At 68.8% G+C, this 16,983-nt stretch carries 20 protein-coding genes and 2 tRNA genes; 8 read left to right on the top strand and 14 right to left on the bottom strand.

Annotated elements, in window-relative coordinates:
• Positions 1 to 46 precede the first annotated feature (46 nt).
• From E3O41_RS02045 to E3O41_RS14375, 3 genes are read right to left on the bottom strand one after another with little or no spacing between them, the layout of a single operon-like run.
• Positions 47 to 316, bottom strand: coding sequence for a hypothetical protein (locus tag E3O41_RS02045; protein WP_135011925.1), 270 nt, complete (start codon positions 314 to 316; stop codon positions 47 to 49).
• Positions 313 to 1,206, bottom strand: coding sequence for a hypothetical protein (locus E3O41_RS02040; protein ID WP_067028828.1), 894 nt, complete (start codon positions 1,204 to 1,206; stop codon positions 313 to 315). The genes E3O41_RS02045 and E3O41_RS02040 overlap by 4 nt, the downstream gene beginning before the upstream one ends.
• On the bottom strand, positions 1,199 to 1,444 hold the full coding sequence (locus tag E3O41_RS14375) for a glutaredoxin family protein (RefSeq protein WP_135011923.1): 246 nt from the start codon (positions 1,442 to 1,444) through the stop codon (positions 1,199 to 1,201). The genes E3O41_RS02040 and E3O41_RS14375 overlap by 8 nt, the downstream gene beginning before the upstream one ends.
• Here E3O41_RS14375 and E3O41_RS02030 point away from each other — a divergent pair.
• The gene (locus tag E3O41_RS02030; RefSeq protein WP_026095586.1) at positions 1,424 to 1,753 is read left to right on the top strand and encodes a hypothetical protein; all 330 of its coding nucleotides are present in this window, start codon (positions 1,424 to 1,426) and stop codon (positions 1,751 to 1,753) included. The genes E3O41_RS14375 and E3O41_RS02030 overlap by 21 nt on opposite strands.
• Here the strand turns inward: E3O41_RS02030 and E3O41_RS02025 are convergent.
• Positions 1,734 to 2,580, bottom strand: a protein-coding gene (locus E3O41_RS02025; protein ID WP_233449959.1) for an IS5 family transposase whose coding sequence is annotated in 2 segments (ribosomal slippage) — positions 1,734 to 2,273 and positions 2,275 to 2,580 — 846 coding nt in all. Because the reading frame shifts where the segments join, the coding sequence is not laid out codon by codon here. The two genes, E3O41_RS02030 and E3O41_RS02025, sit on opposite strands and share 20 nt — an antisense overlap.
• Positions 2,581 to 2,788: 208 nt before the next feature.
• Between E3O41_RS02025 and E3O41_RS02020 the strand changes: the two genes are divergently transcribed.
• Positions 2,789 to 3,787 (top strand): IS481 family transposase, encoded by a 999-nt coding sequence (locus E3O41_RS02020; RefSeq protein WP_135011763.1) that lies wholly within the window; start codon positions 2,789 to 2,791, stop codon positions 3,785 to 3,787.
• 92 nt (positions 3,788 to 3,879) lie between these two features.
• On the opposite strand, the gene E3O41_RS02015 is transcribed toward E3O41_RS02020, so the two are convergent.
• Positions 3,880 to 4,128, bottom strand: a complete 249-nt coding sequence (locus E3O41_RS02015) for a helix-turn-helix transcriptional regulator (RefSeq protein WP_083991089.1) — start codon at positions 4,126 to 4,128, stop codon at positions 3,880 to 3,882.
• A 113-nt stretch (positions 4,129 to 4,241) separates the two neighbouring features.
• Between E3O41_RS02015 and E3O41_RS02010 the strand changes: the two genes are divergently transcribed.
• A complete protein-coding gene (locus E3O41_RS02010; RefSeq protein WP_240482499.1) occupies positions 4,242 to 4,844 on the top strand; it encodes a hypothetical protein in 603 nt (200 codons plus the stop codon).
• Complete coding sequence (locus E3O41_RS02005) at positions 4,837 to 5,943, top strand: tyrosine-type recombinase/integrase (RefSeq protein ID WP_067028555.1); 1,107 nt, start codon at positions 4,837 to 4,839, stop codon at positions 5,941 to 5,943. Before E3O41_RS02010 ends, E3O41_RS02005 begins: the two co-directional genes overlap by 8 nt.
• Positions 5,944 to 6,145: 202 nt before the next feature.
• Here E3O41_RS02005 and E3O41_RS02000 read toward each other — a convergent pair.
• From E3O41_RS02000 to E3O41_RS01975, 6 genes are all read right to left on the bottom strand, one after another.
• A tRNA-Ser gene (locus tag E3O41_RS02000) sits at positions 6,146 to 6,235 on the bottom strand.
• A gap of 44 nt (positions 6,236 to 6,279) precedes the next feature.
• Positions 6,280 to 7,563: an LCP family protein gene (locus E3O41_RS01995; protein ID WP_067028553.1), complete on the bottom strand. Its 1,284-nt coding sequence runs from the start codon at positions 7,561 to 7,563 to the stop codon at positions 6,280 to 6,282.
• A 12-nt stretch (positions 7,564 to 7,575) separates the two neighbouring features.
• A tRNA-Ser gene (locus tag E3O41_RS01990) sits at positions 7,576 to 7,660 on the bottom strand.
• A gap of 86 nt (positions 7,661 to 7,746) precedes the next feature.
• Complete coding sequence (locus tag E3O41_RS01985; RefSeq protein ID WP_067028551.1) at positions 7,747 to 8,568, bottom strand: HAD-IIB family hydrolase; 822 nt, start codon at positions 8,566 to 8,568, stop codon at positions 7,747 to 7,749.
• Positions 8,569 to 8,634: 66 nt separating this feature from the next.
• Positions 8,635 to 9,918 carry a serine--tRNA ligase gene (gene serS / locus E3O41_RS01980; RefSeq protein WP_067028549.1) on the bottom strand — a complete coding sequence of 428 codons (1,284 nt, stop codon included), beginning with the start codon at positions 9,916 to 9,918 and terminating at the stop codon, positions 8,635 to 8,637.
• Between the two features lie 38 nt (positions 9,919 to 9,956).
• Positions 9,957 to 10,163 (bottom strand): hypothetical protein, encoded by a 207-nt coding sequence (locus tag E3O41_RS01975; RefSeq protein ID WP_067028547.1) that lies wholly within the window; start codon positions 10,161 to 10,163, stop codon positions 9,957 to 9,959.
• Between the two features lie 113 nt (positions 10,164 to 10,276).
• Between E3O41_RS01975 and E3O41_RS01970 the strand changes: the two genes are divergently transcribed.
• Together E3O41_RS01970 and E3O41_RS01965 are read left to right on the top strand one after the other, a co-directional pair.
• A complete protein-coding gene (locus tag E3O41_RS01970; protein ID WP_083991088.1) occupies positions 10,277 to 10,903 on the top strand; it encodes a GNAT family N-acetyltransferase in 627 nt (208 codons plus the stop codon).
• 9 nt (positions 10,904 to 10,912) lie between these two features.
• Complete coding sequence (locus tag E3O41_RS01965) at positions 10,913 to 11,938, top strand: diacylglycerol/lipid kinase family protein (RefSeq protein ID WP_135011921.1); 1,026 nt, start codon at positions 10,913 to 10,915, stop codon at positions 11,936 to 11,938.
• A 69-nt stretch (positions 11,939 to 12,007) separates the two neighbouring features.
• Here E3O41_RS01965 and cls read toward each other — a convergent pair whose 3' ends face one another.
• Positions 12,008 to 13,414 (bottom strand): cardiolipin synthase, encoded by a 1,407-nt coding sequence (cls, locus tag E3O41_RS01960; protein ID WP_067028561.1) that lies wholly within the window; start codon positions 13,412 to 13,414, stop codon positions 12,008 to 12,010.
• Positions 13,415 to 13,603: 189 nt separating this feature from the next.
• Here cls and catC point away from each other — a divergent pair, with 189 nt between their 5' ends.
• Complete coding sequence (gene catC, locus E3O41_RS01955; RefSeq protein WP_067028543.1) at positions 13,604 to 13,882, top strand: muconolactone Delta-isomerase; 279 nt, start codon at positions 13,604 to 13,606, stop codon at positions 13,880 to 13,882.
• 64 nt (positions 13,883 to 13,946) lie between these two features.
• On the opposite strand, the gene E3O41_RS01950 is transcribed toward catC, so the two are convergent.
• Positions 13,947 to 14,132: a hypothetical protein gene (locus E3O41_RS01950; RefSeq protein ID WP_067028541.1), complete on the bottom strand. Its 186-nt coding sequence runs from the start codon at positions 14,130 to 14,132 to the stop codon at positions 13,947 to 13,949.
• Between the two features lie 135 nt (positions 14,133 to 14,267).
• On the opposite strand from E3O41_RS01950, the gene E3O41_RS01945 reads away from it, so the two are divergent.
• Positions 14,268 to 15,338 carry a DUF4192 family protein gene (locus E3O41_RS01945; protein ID WP_067028539.1) on the top strand — a complete coding sequence of 357 codons (1,071 nt, stop codon included), beginning with the start codon at positions 14,268 to 14,270 and terminating at the stop codon, positions 15,336 to 15,338.
• A 28-nt stretch (positions 15,339 to 15,366) separates the two neighbouring features.
• On the opposite strand, the gene lysS is transcribed toward E3O41_RS01945, so the two are convergent.
• On the bottom strand, positions 15,367 to 16,887 hold the full coding sequence (lysS, locus tag E3O41_RS01940) for a lysine--tRNA ligase (RefSeq protein ID WP_067028537.1): 1,521 nt from the start codon (positions 16,885 to 16,887) through the stop codon (positions 15,367 to 15,369).
• Positions 16,888 to 16,983 lie beyond the last annotated feature (96 nt).

The raw sequence follows: 16,983 nt of genomic DNA, 5'->3' as shown, positions 1-16,983 counted from the left end.
GCTACGATCAGCCACCGGGAAGTCGCTCGCGATCGTGTTCACGACGTCATCCATCGCTGAGCGCGACGAGCGCCTGGACGAGTTCGGTACGGTGGCGCGACGGGTCGAGGATTGTGTCGACGACGAGCACTCGGATCGGCAGCCCTGGGTCGATGCCCTGCAGCGGGGCCAGGCACCAGCGCTGCTCTTCCTCGATGCTGTATCCCGGTTCGGCATCTGCCCGCCAGGTGAGCGCGCTGACGGCGACCCTGTAGAGCACAGTCTCGGTCTGCGATCGATCGATGAAGCTGGGATGGGTGTCGTGAAGGGTGGTCATCGGTTCATTCCCATCTGGTCGTTGTTGAGCGCCTGCGGGTGTGGAGCAGCGGGGTCGAGATGGTGTCGGCGTCGTGGCGGCTCACGGTGACGGAGCCGGTCGTTGACCTGCCGGGCGATCGCATCCATCCGCGCGTCCTCGATCTGCTCGGGCGTCAGGAGCGAACTCGGTTCCGGGCCTAGGCGCCCGCGACCGAGTGCCTTGCGGAGACGCTCAAGCTCCTCCTTCTGAACGGCGAGGTGGTGCGCGGCACGAACTCGAAGGGATTCTCGCTTCCACGCGGCGAAGAGTTCGGGCGGTGTGGCAATCTCCCGCAGCGCGAGGGCAAGCTCAGTTTTCGTCCACTCCCGGTCGAAGAACCCATCAGCAGCCGCGCGGTTCGCAAAACGCTCTTCGAGGGAAACCCGGTGCAGTCGCCGCACGGGGAGCCCTGCCTCGACGCGACGCTTCTCCCGATCGCGCCAGCGCTGCTGCGCAGCGAGGGACTTCTCCTTATTTGCGGCGTAGTAGGCGCGCCGTCTGGCGCGTTGCTCCTCGGGGTTGCGGGCGTACGCCTCGCGGCGGCGCCGGCGGCGCTTCTCCGGATCGGCGTGGTACTTCTCGCGCTGGTGGGCATTCGCCTGCTCGCGATGCTTGTCACGCCAGCGCTTGTTGCGTGCCCTGACGCGCTCTCGGTAGGCATCGGGATCCTGCGCGCGCTGCTTCGCCCGAGCCTGCCGCTGGTACTCGCGCTGCTCGTCGCGGTGCCGCGCGTAGTAGTCCCGCGCGTACTGGCGTCTCGCATCCCGCTTGCGCTTCGCCCGGTCGTACAACTGCGCCTGGGCGTGCGCGATCTGCAAGCGCACGTCCTCCGTTTCGCGGGAAATGCGGTCGTCGGCTTCGTCACTCATCGGTCGCTCCGATCCGCGCGGCCAACTCCCTGATCTTCGCCGGCTGGAAGCCTGACCAATGGTCGTGATCGTCGACAACCACCACCGGCGCCTGCGAGTACCCCAGGTCGTCGGTGACGTACTCACGCGCCGCCACGTTGCCCGGTTCGGCTAGGGCGTGTTGATCAAGAAGGTGCGGGGTGGCCAGCCGCCGTGAGTTGCGCGGGAGAATGGGCGTGTGAAGATCCAGGTGCTGCATATCGAGGATTGCCCGAATTGGCAGGAGGCGGGCGATCGAGTACGGCTGGTGCTCGACTCGATCGGACGGGGCGATGTTCCGGTGGAGTTCGTGTTGATCCGCACCGAGGCTGAGGCGGTGAGCTCTGGTTTCGCGGGCTCGCCCACGATTCTTCTGGACGGTCAGGACTTGTTCCCGTCCCAGGGGAACACTGCCGACTTGGCGTGCAGGGTCTATCTGACCGAGCGCGGCTTTGCGGGTGCGCCGACGGTGGGACAGCTTGAGCGCACGCTGCAGGAGCGCGAAGCGCTCAGCGGAGATCGGTCTTGATCCAGATCAGCGCCGCGGCGAGGCTGACGGCGGCTCGGTAGTTGCGGGCGAGTTTGTCCGAGCGCATCGCGATGCCGCGCCACTGCTTGAGACGGTTGAAGCAGCGTTCTACGACGTTGCGTCCCTTGTAGCGTTCCTTCTGCTTGTCGCCGAAAGCGATCGGCCGGCCCGGCTTCTTGCGGCGGTGCGCGATCTGGTCGTCCCGCTCGGGGATGGTCGCCGCGATCCTCCGGTCGCGGAGCCAGGCGCGGTTCGCCCTTGAGGGGTACCCCTTGTCGGCGAGCACCCGGTCGGGGCGGGTGCGGGGGCGGCCCTTCCCGTCGCGGGGAACGCGGATGTTCTCCAGCACCGCGCTCATCATCGTGGTGTCGTTGATGTTCCCGGCGGTGATCATCATGCTCAGCGGCCGGCCGCGCCCGTCGCAGACCAGGTGCAGTTTGGTCGTCAGCCCGCCGCGGGAGCGTCCGATCCCGTGATCAGGCGGCTCGGACCACGGATTCTTGTGATTCGGCACAGCCCCCTGTGTCCCGGGCGAGGGTCGCGCCGTGCTGATGCACGCGCGCGATCGTGGAGTCGATCGAGACGACCCAGTCGATTTCCCCAGCGGCGTCGGCCTGCTTCTGCACCTCGGTGAGCAGCTTCTGCCAGGTGCCGTCCCCGGCCCACCGGTTGAACCGCTTGTAGATCGAGTTCCACTTCCCGAACCGTTCCGGAACGTCACGCCACGGCGCACCGGTCCGGTACTTCCACGCCATCCCCTCGATAGCGAGCCGGTGATCCGTCCACGGCCGCGACCGACCGGTCACCGTCGGCATCAACGGCTCCATCACGGCCCACACCTCGTCAGAGATCTCCTGTCGCGTCACCGTTCAAGACTCACCCACCGAGGAGCGGAACCTCTTGATCAACACGCCCTAGGTGTGATGTCCAGGGACGTTGTTTCGGCGACACGGCTGTGAGGAGCTGATGGGCGAGGGCCTCCGGTTATGAAGTGGAGCTGTTGAGTTCAACCGCTTCACGAACCAGGAGGCCCTCATGTCCCACGCTAACGCTGCCCTGACACCACGCGCTCGTCTTCGGCTGGCGCGCCTGATCGTCGAGGACGGCTGGCCGCCGTCCCTGGCGGCGAAGATGTTCATGGTCTCGCCCGTCACAGCCAGGAAGTGGGCTGCCCGGTTCCGAGCCGAGGGGCCGACCGGGATGACGGACCGATCGAGCCGCCCACGGTCGATGCCGGCGAGGACACCGCTGCCCGTGGTCAAGAAGATCGTGAAAGCGAGGTGGCGACGCCGTCTCGGCCCGGTCCAGATCGCTGGCGAGCTCGGTCTGCCCGCCTCGACCGTCCACGCAGTCCTGGTGCGATGCCGGATCAACAGACTCAGCCATATCGACCGGGTCAGCGGTGAGCCGATCCGCCGGTACGAGCATGATCATCCCGGCTCGCTGCTCCACGTCGACGTCACCAAGTTCGGCAACATCCCCGATGGCGGCGGGCACCGTTACGTCGGCCGAGTCCAGGGCGAGCGCAACCGCGAGGCCACCGCTACCCGTCTGCAGAGCCGGAACCACCGCTATGAGCCGCGCCTGGGCACCGCGTTCGTTCACACCGTCATCGACGACCACTCCCGCGTCGCCTACGCCGAGATCTGCTCGGACGAGAAAGCGGACACCGCGATCGGTGTCCTGCGCCGCGCCGTCGCCTGGTTCGCCGACCGTGGCGTCCGCGTCAAGCGTGTCCTCTCGGACAACGGCTCCGCCTACAAGTCATATGCCTGGCGCGATACCTGCACCCAGCTCGGAATCACGGCGAAGAAGACCCGCCCCTACCGGCCGCAGACGAATGGGAAGATCGAGCGGTTCCACCGCACCCTCGCCGATGGTTGGGCATATGCCCGGTTCTACGGATCAGAAGCCGAGCGCCGCGCGGCGCTTCCGGGTTGGTTGCACTTCTACAATCATCACAGGCACCACTCCGCGATCGGAGGCCCGCCTATCAGCAGGATCGAAAACAACCTACCTGGACATCACACCTAGGTCGATGTCCGTATGGGCGATGCCCTCGGCATCCATCACCTGCTTCGTCAGTCGGCACTGCATGCAGGCAACTCCCGACATATACACGGTGATCATCGCCGGAGGGCTTTCGGAAGCGTGTCGCCGGTGCTCCGGTGCGTCTGCGCCGCCATCCACACCTCGATGTCGGACAGCTTGTAGACGACGGTGCGACCGAACTTCACGAAGTTCGGTCCGTCGCCAGTGCGCCGCCATGACCCGAGTCGACTGAGCGGGACGCCAGGGAGCAAGTCGGCGAGTTCCTGCGGCGTGAGGAACGTGTGCTCGGGATCGTCCGAACGCACTTGCATGATCGTGACCATCGTTCACCTCCACTTGCGCATGATCACCGTCGTTAGACATGAGTGAAGCACTATGTGCTACTCTTCGCAAGAGGTGAATGCGAAAGCACCGTGCGGTTAGACAGACTGAGGAGGTGAAGGTCGACGTGACAACGCTCGAAGGCTCCCCCTTGACATCGCAGGATGCGACGCAGCCCGTCGGGTCCGCACTTCGCATCGCTCCCGCATTCATCGCCACGACCGCGGACGTCCCCCTGGGGGTGTCGACGGCGATGACGGCTCTGTATGTCGCGGATGCTGGCCGGTACGTCATCAAGTCCGTCACCAACACCGCCGTCAGGGACGACGTCGAGTTGAACTACCCGACCGTCGCGAAGGTCGGCATGCAGGCAATCGTGCAGACCGCGGCACCGCGATGCATCTTCCTCACGCTTGACGACGAGGCAGACCCCCTCGCGCGCTGGCTGTCCGTGTCGGAACTGACCACCTCGCAGGGGCGGCTCCTGCCGCCGGCGCTCGCTGCCGAGGTCGTGCGGCGCGGCGCTGGTGAAGCACGGATGCAGGTCATCGAGCTGCTGTACGGGTCGGCGGCGTTGGCGGGGCAGCCGCCGGCGAAGCTGATCCAAACTGAACTCGGCGTGCCCCACCGCACAGCGTCGTCGTGGATCATCGCCGCGCGCGCCGCCGGGCGGCTCAGAGGCATGAACTACAACGCTGGTCGACCGGCCGGTGGGTAGCGTTCACGCGTACCAGGCAGCGAAGGGCCGGCGTTACGAGGCGCGCTACCGAAAGCCGAACGGCAAACAGGGCGCAAAGCGAGGATTCACCCGCAAGCGGGACGCGGAGATCTGGCTCGCGGAGATAGAGACATCGCGCGCCAAAGGCAGCTTCATTGATCCGCAAGCGGCTCGCGCGACCGTAGACATGCTTGGCCCGATCTGGATCGAGGCGAAGCGGCACTCCATGAAGCCGTCTTCGTTCGCGCCGGTCGAGACGGCCTGGCGTCTTCGCGTGCAGCCGAAATGGGGCGGGTGGGAGGTCGCCGACATCCGCCATACGGACATCAGAGCTTGGGTGGCCGAACTCACGCAGTCAACGGGAGCCACCGTGACGATCCGCACGTTCGGCGTACTCGCGAGCATTCTCGACGACGCGGTCTACGACGGCCGGATCGCGGTGAATCCCGCGCGGGTTGGACGCATCGGGTTGCCGAGAAAGTCGCGCGGGAAGCACGGCTATCTCACGCACGAGGAGGTGTTCCGACTCGCTCGGGCAGCCGGCGATCGGAAGCTGCTTGTGCTGGTCCTTGCGTACACGGGCATACGCTGGGGCGAAGCCGTGGCGCTGCGCGTAGAGGACATCGACTTCGAGCGCGGACGGTTTCGGATCAGACGGAACGCAGTCGAGGTCCATGGGAAGATCCACGTCGGGACCCCGAAATCTCACACAGGCCGCGCCGTGCCCGTGCCGAAGTTCCTTCTCGATCAACTCGCGATCGCCTTGCAGGGAAGGTCGCGTCACGATCTTGCACTCCCAGGGATCGATGGAGGCTACCTTCGCCGCACCCGCTCGGACGATGGATCACGCTCGTGGTTCAAGACGGCCTTGGCGACGGCGGAACTGCCGAACATGACGACTCACGACCTGCGCCACACGGCGGCGTCGCTTGCCGTGCAGTCCGGCGCTAACGTCAAGACGATCCAGCGGATGCTGGGGCACACGTCCGCTGCGATGACACTCGACGTGTACTCAGATCTCTTCGACGAGGATCTCGACGCCGTCTCGAAGCGGCTGGACAAGGGTGCCCGAAAGGTCGGGGTCGACAAGCTGTTCTGACTACGCCTGGCACCGTCACCGGTGTCCTGACGCGCGCGTCTGTCACCAGTGTCCTGAGACGCGCGTCTGTCACCAATGTCCGAGACATCACAGGTCGATTTCTCAACGTTTGTTCGCAGATCCTTCGCAAACGGTGTTCCCGCGAGAAACCTATGGCCCGCGATCCCAGTGTTTTCAAGGGGTCGAGGGGCACAGACAAGAGCGGAGACGGAGGGATTTGAACCCTCGGTCCCCTTAAAGGGGACTCCACCTTAGCAGGGTGGTGCACTAGGCCTGACTATGCGACGTCTCCATGCACCCGCGAACGGGTGCGTCGGTCTATCGTACCTGATCCGATCAACCGAGATTTCCGGCCGAGCACCGGTTGTCGGCGGCCGTCTGGCCGGTGACGTTCGAGCCGAGCTGGCCCGGGTCCTCGGTCGCCTCGGGCGTGGGGGTCTGCGTGGGCTCGGCGGGCTGCTCGGCGTCCGGGGTCTCGACGTCGCCCGCCGCCTCGCCCTCGTCGACCGAGCCCGGCCCCTCGGCCGTGACGGCGAGGTCGACGTTGGCGTTGATCTTCGCGAAGAGATCCTCAGCCTGCTCCTCGTCGGGGATGCGGCGGTTCTCGTCGGCGGGATCGACGAAGACGGGGTACTGGGTGAAGACGAAGTTCTCGATCGGCACGTCCTTGACCGCGAGCGCGAGCTGCGCGAGGTACACGGGATCGGCCAGGGCCGGCGTCTTCTCGATGTTCTCGACGATCACGCGGGCGAGGTTGTAGAGGGTGCCCCAGTTGGTGAGCACCTCCTCGCTCATGAGCTTCTTGACGAGCGCGCTCATGAACACCTGCTGGTTGCTGATGCGGGCGATGTCGCTGCCGTCTCCCACGCCCTCGCGGGTGCGCAGGAACGCCAGAGCGCGGTCGCCGCTGACCGTGTTCATGCCGTCGTTGAAGTAGGCGCCCGACTTGGGATCGGCGATCCCGCCGCTCACGCACACGTCGACGCCGCCGATCACATCCGTGATGTCGATGACACCGCCCCACGTGACGCTCGCCGCGTGGTCGATCGTCTGGCCGGTGAGGTTCTCGATCGTGTCGACGAGGCATCCGAGCCCGCCGTAGGAGTAGGCGGCGTTGATCATCTCGACGCCGTCGCCGCCCTGGGTGCCGTCCTCGTTCTCGCAGAGCGGGATGTACGCCTTCAGGTCACGAGGGAAGCTCACGACCGTGACCCGGCGGGGCTCCGGCGAGATGTGGATGAGCATGTTCACGTCGCTGCGCGCCGAGTCGAGCTCGAGACCGTTCTCGCCGTAGTCGGCCGGGTCGCTCGAGCATCGGGCGCCCATGATCTCGTGGTGATCCCAGTCGCACACGTCGAGGCCGGCGAGCAGGATGTTGAAGCCGCGGTTGTCGAGCTCGCCGATGGCCGGCGCCTCCTCGCCCTCGTTGATGTCGGTGGTGTCCGACGCGTAGGCGGAGTAGAGGTCGCCGACCGCGTAGCCGACCACGCCGATGCCGGCGACGAGGACTGTCGCGACGGCGATGCCGATGAGGGCGAAGAACTGCCGCACCGGGTTCGCCTTGGGCAGCTGCCCGTGACGGGCGACGGTGCGTCGTGCGTGGCGCTTCGGCTCGCTCATCGGATCCTTTCGCGGAGGGTGTGGGATTCGAACCCACGGGACATTGCTGCCCACTGGTTTTCAAGACCAGGTCCATCGGCCGCTCGGACAACCCTCCCGGCGTCGCCGCCAGGAACCCGAGTCTAGTCGAGCGCGATTCCCGCTATTGTGCCGTCGCGGCCTGTGCGGGCCCTGGACTCCGCGTCACAGAAGCCCGAGGGTCTGGAAGGCCGTGGCGACGCCGCCGTCCTCCACATCGTCGGTGATGTCGGTCGCGGCATGCGTCACGTCCTCGGGCGCCTGGCCCATCGCGAAGGCGCGGCCGCCGTGCTCGGCGGCCCAGCGGAACATGCCGATGTCGTTGCGTCCGTCGCCGATCACCACGATGTTCTCGTGCGCGAAGCCGGTGAGCTCGCGCACCCGCTCGAGCGCGGTGCCCTTGTCGACGCCCTTGGGCGCGATGTCGAGCCACGCGGTCCAGCCGACCGCGTACGAGACCTGGTTGAGGCCCATCTGATCGACCATGTCGACGAAGTCCTGCTCGGTGTGATCGGGCGAGACGACGACCACGCGCGAGACCATGAGGCCCTTCATCTCCTCGAGCGTGACCTTGCGGGCGTTCTCGCGGTGCAGACCCCAGTCCTCGACGAAGTGCGTGTAGAGGCGCGTGCCGTCGGGCAGCTCGACGAGGTAGTTGGCGTCGGGCAGGTGCGTCTCGAGCAGCTCGAGCACCTCGGTCGCGTCGAACTGCTCGGTGAAGTGCCGCGCGTACCCGGTCTCGCTGTCCTCGTCGCGGATGAGGATCGCGGCACCGTTCGAGCACACGACGTACTCGGGCGTGATCTCCAGTTCGTGCAGCACGTGAGACGTCGCCTCCCAGCTGCGGCCGGTGGCGAGGGTGACCAGGTGACCCTGAGCGACCGCGCGATGCACCGCCTCTGCCACGCCGGGGCTGAAGGTCTCGTCCTCCAGGAGGACCGTCCCATCGATGTCGAGTGCGACAAGGCGACGGGTTGCAGAGCTCATGCGGCCCAGTCTATGGGGCACGCCGCACGCGGCGAACCGGGCTTGACGGCCCTGTGGATCGTCGGTTCAGGCGATCGGCTCGAGCACCTCGAGGCCTCCCATGTACGGCACGAGCGGGGCCGGGACCTTCACCGATCCGTCGGGCTGCTGGTGCGTCTCGAGCAGCGCGACGATCCACCGGGTCGTGGCGAGCGTGCCGTTGAGCGTGGCGACGTGCTGCGTCTTGCCGCCCTCCTCCACGCGGTGGCGCACGTTCAGGCGACGGGCCTGGTACGTCGTGCAGTTCGAGGTCGAGGTGAGCTCGCGGTAGGCGCCCTGCGTGGGCACCCAGGCCTCGGTGTCGAACTTGCGGGCGGCGCTGGATCCGAGGTCCCCGGCGGCCACATCGATCACGCGGTAGGCCAGGCCGAGCGACTGCAGCATGCGCTCCTCGAGGGCGAGCAGGCGCTCGTGCTCGGCCTCGGCGTCCTCGGGCGCGATGTACGAGAACATCTCGAGCTTGTTGAACTGGTGCACGCGGATGATGCCGCGGGTGTCCTTGCCGTGCGATCCGGCCTCGCGGCGGTAGCAGGTCGACCAGCCGGCGTAGCGGATCGGACCGTTCGAGACGTCGATGATCTCGTCCTTGTGGTACCCGGCGAGCGCGACCTCGCTGGTGCCCACGAGGTACATGTCGTCCTCTTCGAGGTGGTAGATCTCGTCCGAGTGGGCGCCGAGGAAGCCGGTGCCGGCCATGATGTCGGGGCGCACCAGCGTGGGCGTGATCATCGGCGTGAAGCCCTGCTCGATCGCCACGTTCAGCGCGTAGTTCATGAGGGCGATCTCGAGCCGGGCGCCCACGCCCTTGAGGAAGTAGAACCGCGCGCCCGAGACCTTCGCGCCCCGCTCCATGTCGATGGCGCCGAGCTTCTCGCCGAGCGCGAGGTGGTCGAGCGGACCGTCGGGGAACTCGGCGGGGTCGAAGGTGCGGATCTCGCCGACCTCGCGCAGCGTGACGAAGTCGTCCTCGCCGCCCTCGGGCACGCCGTCGATGACGACGTTCTCGATCGCCGCCATCGCCCGGGTGAAGGCCTCCTCGGCCTCGTTCGCGGCCTGCTGCGCCTCCTTGACCTTGGCGGCGAGCTCCTTGGCCTGCGCCACGAGCGCGGGCTTGTCCTCCTTGGGCGCTTGCGCGACGGTCTTGCCGAACGCGTTCTGCTCGGCGCGCAGCTCCTCGAACGCCGTCAGCGCCTGGCGCCGCGCCTTCTCGGCCTCCACCGCCACGGCGACGGTGTCGGGCGAACTCCCGCGCGCCACCTGCGAACGGATGACGAGGTCGGGGTTCTCACGCAGAAGGGCCGGATCGATCACGCGCTCAAGTCTAGGGCGCGGGCGCCGCGTGCCGCCGCCTACTCGCCCTCGGCCTCCGGCGGCTCGCTGTCGCCCTCGGCGGCGTCACCCTCGTCGTCGACCGGTGCCGGCTCGCCGCCGACCGGATCCTCTCCCGGGGACAGATCGGGGTTCTCGCCGATGATCGGGTCCTCGCCCAGGGGCAGCTCCGGATCCTCGCTGACCTGGTCGTTCTCGCGATCGCGGCGGTCGTCGTTCATGCTCATGTCGCACCTCCCGTGTGTGATCCGGCTGTGTGATCCCACCCTCGCTCCCGGCCGGCGCGGCGCGCGAGGGACTTGACGCGGAGGCCTTCGTGCACCCGCGATACCGTGACCGCATGGAACACTCCGTCACCGAGCGCGCGGCCGCCGCCGATCCCCTGGACGCCGTCGACTGGCCCGTGCACACTGAGCGCCTGGTGCTGCGGCGCGCCACCGACGCCGACATCGACGCGATGTGGGCGTTCCGGCAGCTGCCCGAGGTGAAGATGTGGATCGGCGGAGCCCCCGACACGTTCGAGGGTCACCGCGAGCGCATGCGCGGCAAGCGCGCCACGCTCGTCACCATCGTCCTTCCCGGCGCGGACGGCGACGAGCGCGTGATCGGCGAGCTCATGATCGCCGTCGGCGACGGCTGGGCGCAGGCGGAGGTCGCCGAGGATGCGCGCGGCACCGAGGCCGAACTGGGGTGGACCCTCGACCCCGCCTTCCAGGGCCACGGCTACGCAACCGAGGCGGTGCGCGCCGCGATCGACCTCTGCTTCGGCCCGCTCGGCCTGCGCCGCGTGCACGCCGGCTGCTTCGCCGACAACGTGCCGTCGTGGAAGCTCATGGAGCGCCTCGGCATGCGCCGCGAGGAGCACAGCCGCAAGACGGCGCTGCACCGCTCGGGCGTCTGGATGGACGGCATGAACTACGGCCTGCTGGCCGAGGAGTGGCGCGGGGAACCAGAGGATCGGCCCTAGCATGGCCCCGTGACCTCCGCCGACACCGCCCCGAAGCGTGCCGCGCTGGTCTACAACCCGTCCAAGACCGACGGCGCCGATCTGCGCGCCCGCGTCACCACGCACTCGGCGCACGCCGGCTGGGCGCCCCCGCTGCTGCTGGAGACCACCGTCGAGGACCCGGGTCAGGGCGTGACGCGCTGGGCGCTCAGCGAGGGCGCGACGACGGTGCTCGTGGCGGGCGGCGACGGCACGGTGCGGGCCGTGGCCGAGGCGCTCGACGGCACGGGGATCCCCCTGGCGATCGTGCCGAGCGGCACCGGGAACCTGCTCGCCCGCAACCTGCTGCTCCCCCTCGCGAGCCCCGAGGCCATGGTGACCGCGGCGTTCGAGGGCGACAGGGTGCCGGTCGACGTCGGCATCGCGCGGCTGCGGCGGGCCGACGGCGAGACCGAGGAGCACGCCTTCGTCGTCATGGCGGGCATGGGCCTCGACGCCGCGATGATCGCGAACACGAACTCGGGCCTGAAGAAGTCGGTCGGCTGGGTGGCGTATGTGGACGGCGCGGCCCGCTCGCTCATCGGCGCCGAGCCGTTCCGCATCGTCTACCACGTGGACCCGCGGCCGGATCAGGGCGGCTCGCGCACGACGACCCGCCTGCACTCCGCGAAGGTGCACAGCATCCTCGTCGCCAACTGCGGCGCACTGCCGGCCGGGATCGCCCTCATCCCCGACGCGTCGATCACCGACGGATCGCTCGATGTCGCGATCATCCAGCCCACCGGCCCGTTCGGCTGGTTCGGGGTGTGGCGCAAGGTCTGGTGGGACAACTCGGTGCTGCGGCGGTTCCGCGCGGGGCGGCGGATCGTGGAGCGGCGCAAGGACTCCTCGATCCGGTTCCTTCAGGTGGCCGGCATCGAGACGGCCACGCCCGCGCCGCAGCCGGTCGAGCTGGACGGCGATCCGTTCGGCGAGGCCGTGCGCATGGACTGCGCCGTGCACCCCGGCGGCCTGCTCGTCGCGGTGCCGCGCGGCCACCCGACCGCCGCGCTCTGATTCCCGAGCGCGTTCGCGTCGCCGCGCGGCGCTGGGCCGACACGACGGCACTCGGGAAGCCGTCCCGCCCTACTGCAGGGCCGAGGTGAGGCGGGCGAGGTTGTCGAGGATGCGCGAGCGGATCGGCTGCTCGGCCCACTCCGACAGCGTCAGCTCGCGGCTGTGCTGCCGGTACTGATCCTCGACCTCGCGCAGCTGACGCACGAACTCCTCGCCGCGCACGAGGAGCGAGACCTCGAGGTTGAGACCGAACGACCGCTCGTCCATGTTGGACGATCCGACCACGGCGATCTCCTCGTCGATCGAGAGGCTCTTGGTGTGCAGGATGTACGGCGCCCTGTAGAGCCAGATGCGCACGCCGGCGCGCAGCAGCGCCTCGTAGTAGCTGCGCTGCGCGTGGTAGACGACGGCTTGGTCGCCCACCTCCGAGACGAACAGCTCGACCCGCACGCCGCGATCGCACGCGGCCTCGACGGCCTGCATCATCGCCTCGTTGGGCACGAAGTACGGGCTGACCATGACCACCTGATCGCGGGCGGCGTAGATGAGCGCGAGGAAGAGGCGCAGGTTGTTCTCGGACTCGAATCCCGGCCCGGAGGGCACCACCTGGCAGTCCAGATCGCCGGTGCCGGAGTCCTTGCGGGCCAGCTCGATGCCCTCCGGCACGGTGTCGGTCTCGCTGAACCAGTCAGAGAGGAACACCGCGTCCACGCTCGAGACCACGGGGCCGTCGAGCCGCACCATCACGTCGACCCATTTCAGGCCGCGGCGGATGTTGGCGCGCAGGTTGTAGCTCGGATCGGTGATGTTCTGCGATCCGAGGAACGCGACCTCGCCGTCGATGACGAGGAGCTTGCGGTGGTTGCGCAGGTCGGGCCGCTGCCACTTGCCCTTGAGGGGCTGGATCGGCAGGGCGAATCGCCAGTCGGCGCCCATCCGGTCGAGCCGCTTCAGCGTGCGGCGGTGGAACGGCTTGACGAGGTTCGCCCAGTGATCCAGCAGCACGCGCACCTCGATGCCGCGGCGGCAGGCGTCCTCGAGCGCCCGGAAGAACACCTCGGTCGAGGGGTCGGACTTGAGGATGTAGAACTCGACGTGCACGTAACGACGTGCGGATCGGATCGCCGCGGCCATCTCGTCGAGGCTGCGCTGGTAGTCCGAGATGATCGTCACGCCGTTGTCGCCCGAGATCGGCAGCGCGCCGAGCTCGCGGTTCATGTGCACGATCTGCGTGAACCACTCCGGCTCGTTGGGCCGGAGACTGCCGCCCTCGAGCAGGTCGTTCGTCTCGCGGATGTACTCGTTCGTCTGGGCCTGGCGGCGGCGGCGGGCGCGCGGCAGCCGGGGGCTGCCGATCAGCAGGAACAGGGCCAGGCCCGCGGTCGGCAGCAGGAAGATCGCGAGGAGCCAGGCCATCGCGGAGGTGGGCTTGCGATCGCGGGGCACGATGACCACGGCGACGATGCGGATGACCATGTCGACCGTCCACACGAGGATCGCCCACCACGACGACCCCAGAACGCGCCACAGCTCGTTCAGAACGTCCACACGCACCCGTCCTTCCGCGCCTCAGCGTAGCGGGCGGCCGTCGGGGAACCCGCCGAGCGCGGCCGGGGTGAGCCGATCGGTATCGTGGCATCCGTTCCCGAATCCCAAGGAGATCCCGTGCTGTATCTGGTCCGAATGGACGTCGCCTTCCCCGAATCGATGCCCGCCGACGAGCGCGACCGCCTCAAGGCGGCGGAGAAGGAGTTCTCGCAGGCCCTGCAGCGCGACGGCCGCTTCCGCCACATCTGGCGCGTGGTCGGCGAGTACGCGAACTACTCGGTCTTCGACGTCGCCTCCAACGACGAGCTCCACGAGATCCTCAGCGGCTTCCCGCTGTTCCCGTACATGACGATGAAGGTCACCCCGCTCGCGAAGCACCCCAACGCGATCGACTGACGCCCGGCGCGCGAAAGCCCCGCATCTCCCTCCGAGGGTGTGCGGGGCTTCGTCGATCCGGAGATCAGTCGGTGGGCTTCGTCAGCGGCGGGAGCCCACGCTTGGCGCGCTCCTCGGCCTCGATCTTGGCGTAGGCGCGACGCTCGGTCCGGTCGAAGCGCAGGATGCTGCGCAGCACGAACCAGAACAGCCCGGCGATCACGATCGTCGGCAGGAGCGACCACACCACGGCTGCCCAGTAGCTGTCCATGCCTCGATCCTAATCGCCCGCCCGGGCGCGGATCCTGGGAGCGAGCGGCCGCTCACAGGCGCGGATCGGCGCGATCCGGCGGCATCCGGCTGTGGACAACCCGCCGGCCGCGCGATCGGCGCGGAGCATCGGGGCATGACCACCGTTCTCCCCGCCCCCTCGCCCGACCGGTTCCTGTCGCTGCTGCCCCACCTCGCCGGATGCACCCCGCGCGAGAGCCTCGTGCTCGTCCCCTTCCACGGCACCCGCAGCATCGGCGTGCTGCGCCTCGACCTGCCCCACGACGCCGACCTCGCCCAGTACGCCGCCACGGCGATCGGCATGGTCTGCCGCGTGCGCGACGCCGACGCCCTCGCGATCGTCGTGTACGCCGACACCCCCTTCGTCGCCGCGAGATCGACCCATCGCGCGCTCGTGGATCGCGTGCGCGAGCGAGCGCGGGACTGCGGCCTGGCCGTGCACGGCGCGCACCTCGTGGCGGCGGACGGGTGGGGCTCCTGCGACGGCGACGACGGCCCGCGCCCCCTGGGCGAGATCGCGCCGGCCGCGTGGGGCGATGCCGCGGACGATGTCTCCGCCGACCAGCGCGCCGGCGCCGCGCTGCCGAAGCTCGGCAAGGCGGCCCGGCGCCGGGTCGCCGAAGCGATCGAGGAGCTCGCGCCGCTCATCAGCGAGCGCGGGGTGGGCGGCACCTCGAGCCGCACGTCGCTGGACTTCCTCACCGGCGTGTTCGAGGACGCGCTCTCGTGGGACCCGGCCGACCTGCACCCCGCCGAGGCGGCCGTGCTGACCGTGACGCTCGCCACGCCCCTGCTCCGCGACGTCGCGCTCACGCAGTGGAGCGCCGATCTCGCCTGCGGGCAGCGCACCCTGGAGTGGCAGTTGCGGTGGCAGCGCGGCGAGCGCGCGGTGCCGGACGAGCCCTTGCGCCTCGCGGGCGACGGGCCGCGGCCCGACCCGGAACGGCTGCGGCGCGCGCTCGAGCTGACCCGATACGTCGCCGCGGGGGCGCCCGCCCGCTACCGCGCCGGGGCGCTGGCCAGCGCGGGGTGGATCAGCTGGGCGCTGGGAAACTCGACGCACGCCGGCTGGTACGTCGAGCGTGCGCTCGTCAGCGATCCCGAACACGGGCTGGCGGGGCTGCTGCGCGAGATCCTCGACGCGGCGCACCTGCCCGCGTGGGCCTTCGAGCGGGCCGTCGCGTGACGCGGCGACCCGCCGATACGCGATGCGGTTACTTGACGAGCGGGAAGAGGATCGTCTCGCGGATGCCGAGGCCGGTGATCGCCATGAGCAGGCGATCGATGCCCATGCCCATGCCGCCCGTCGGCGGCATGCCGTGCTCGAGCGCGCGCAGGAAGTCCTCGTCGATGCGCATGGCCTCGTCATCGCCGCGGTCGGCCAGGGCCGCCTGCTCCACGAAGCGCTCGCGCTGGATGACCGGGTCGACCAGCTCGGAGTAGCCCGTGGCGAGCTCGAAGCCGCGCACGTAGAGGTCCCACTTCTCCACGACGCCGGGAATCGACCGGTGCTCGCGCACGAGCGGGCTCGTGTCGACGGGGAAATCCATCACGAACGTGGGGCGCGTCAGGTGGGCCTTGACGAAGTGCTCCCACAGCTCCTCGACGAGCTTGCCGTGGGTCACGTGCGGCGGCACCTCGACGCCCGAGCGCTCGGCCAGGGCCAGCAGCTCGTCCATCGACGTCTGCGGCGTGACCTCCACGCCGGCCGCCTCCGACAGCGACGGGTACATCGACACGCGATCCCACTCGCCGCCGAGGTCGTACTCGGTGCCGTCGGCCCAGGTCACCGTGGTCGACCCGGCGACCGCGACGGCGGCCTTCTGGATCAGCTCCTGGGTGAGATCGGCGATGCCGTTGTAGTCGGTGTACGCCTGGTAGGCCTCGAGCATCGCGAACTCCGGGCTGTGCGTGGAGTCGGCGCCCTCGTTGCGGAAGTTGCGGTTGATCTCGAAGACGCGATCGATGCCGCCCACGACCGCGCGCTTGAGGTACAGCTCCGGCGCGATGCGCATGTACAGCTCGGTGTCGAACGCGTTCGAGTGCGTGATGAAGGGGCGGGCGGTGGCGCCGCCGGGCTGCACCTGCAGCATGGGCGTCTCGACCTCGAGGAAGTCGTGCTCCGCGAAGGTCGCCCGCAGGCTCGCGTTCGCCTTGGCACGCGCCACCACCGTGGTGCGGGCCTGCTCGCGCACGATCAGATCGAGGTAGCGCTGGCGGACCCGCGTCTCCTCGTTGAGGTCGTTGTAGAGGTTCGGCAGGGGCAGCACGGCCTTGGCCGCGATCTGCCAGTCGCTGACCATGATCGACAGCTCGCCGCGACGGCTCGAGACGATCTCGCCCGTGACGGCGACGTGATCGCCGAGGTCCACGAGCTCCTTCCAGCGCGCGAGCGAGTCGTCGCCGACGTTCGCGAGCGACACCATCGCCTGGATGCGCGAGCCGTCGCCGGCCTGCAGCGACGCGAAGCAGAGCTTGCCGGTGTTGCGGCTGAAGACCACGCGGCCCGCCACCGACGCGGTCTGGCCCGTCTCGGCGCCGGCCTCGAGGTCGCCGTACTGCGCGCGCAGGGCGCCGATCGTGGTCGTCACCGGCACCGACACCGGGTACGCGCCGCCCGCGGGGGTGTCGCGCTCGGCGATGAGCCGCTCGCGCTTCGCCAGGCGCACGGCCTTCTGCTCGAAGATGTCCTCTTCGGGCTCGGCGGCGGCGTTCTCGGCGGGGGTTTCGGACATGCGCGGGTTCCTCGACGTGTGCGGGAGGCGGATCGCGGCCGAGCGGCCGCGGAAGACGGGTTTCAGTCTAGTGATCAGGTGAGTTTGCGACTCTCG

The sequence above is a fragment of the Microbacterium sediminis genome (assembly GCF_004564075.1).
GTDB lineage: Bacteria > Actinomycetota > Actinomycetes > Actinomycetales > Microbacteriaceae > Microbacterium > Microbacterium sediminis.
This window is presented reverse-complemented; position numbering and strand designations above follow the sequence as displayed.

Coding starts and splice junctions, on each gene's coding strand:
- E3O41_RS02045 (WP_135011925.1), bottom strand. CDS start 316: ATGACCACCCTTCACGACACCCATCCCAGCTTCATCGATCGATCGCAG.
- E3O41_RS02040 (WP_067028828.1), bottom strand. CDS start 1,206: ATGAGTGACGAAGCCGACGACCGCATTTCCCGCGAAACGGAGGACGTG.
- E3O41_RS14375 (WP_135011923.1), bottom strand. CDS start 1,444: ATGCAGCACCTGGATCTTCACACGCCCATTCTCCCGCGCAACTCACGG.
- E3O41_RS02020 (WP_135011763.1), top strand. CDS start 2,789: ATGTCCCACGCTAACGCTGCCCTGACACCACGCGCTCGTCTTCGGCTG.
- E3O41_RS02015 (WP_083991089.1), bottom strand. CDS start 4,128: ATGGTCACGATCATGCAAGTGCGTTCGGACGATCCCGAGCACACGTTC.
- E3O41_RS01995 (WP_067028553.1), bottom strand. CDS start 7,563: ATGAGCGAGCCGAAGCGCCACGCACGACGCACCGTCGCCCGTCACGGG.
- E3O41_RS01985 (WP_067028551.1), bottom strand. CDS start 8,568: ATGAGCTCTGCAACCCGTCGCCTTGTCGCACTCGACATCGATGGGACG.
- E3O41_RS01975 (WP_067028547.1), bottom strand. CDS start 10,163: ATGAGCATGAACGACGACCGCCGCGATCGCGAGAACGACCAGGTCAGC.
- E3O41_RS01970 (WP_083991088.1), top strand. CDS start 10,277: ATGGAACACTCCGTCACCGAGCGCGCGGCCGCCGCCGATCCCCTGGAC.
- cls (WP_067028561.1), bottom strand. CDS start 13,414: ATGGTCATCCGCATCGTCGCCGTGGTCATCGTGCCCCGCGATCGCAAG.
- E3O41_RS01950 (WP_067028541.1), bottom strand. CDS start 14,132: ATGGACAGCTACTGGGCAGCCGTGGTGTGGTCGCTCCTGCCGACGATC.
- E3O41_RS01945 (WP_067028539.1), top strand. CDS start 14,268: ATGACCACCGTTCTCCCCGCCCCCTCGCCCGACCGGTTCCTGTCGCTG.
- lysS (WP_067028537.1), bottom strand. CDS start 16,887: ATGTCCGAAACCCCCGCCGAGAACGCCGCCGCCGAGCCCGAAGAGGAC.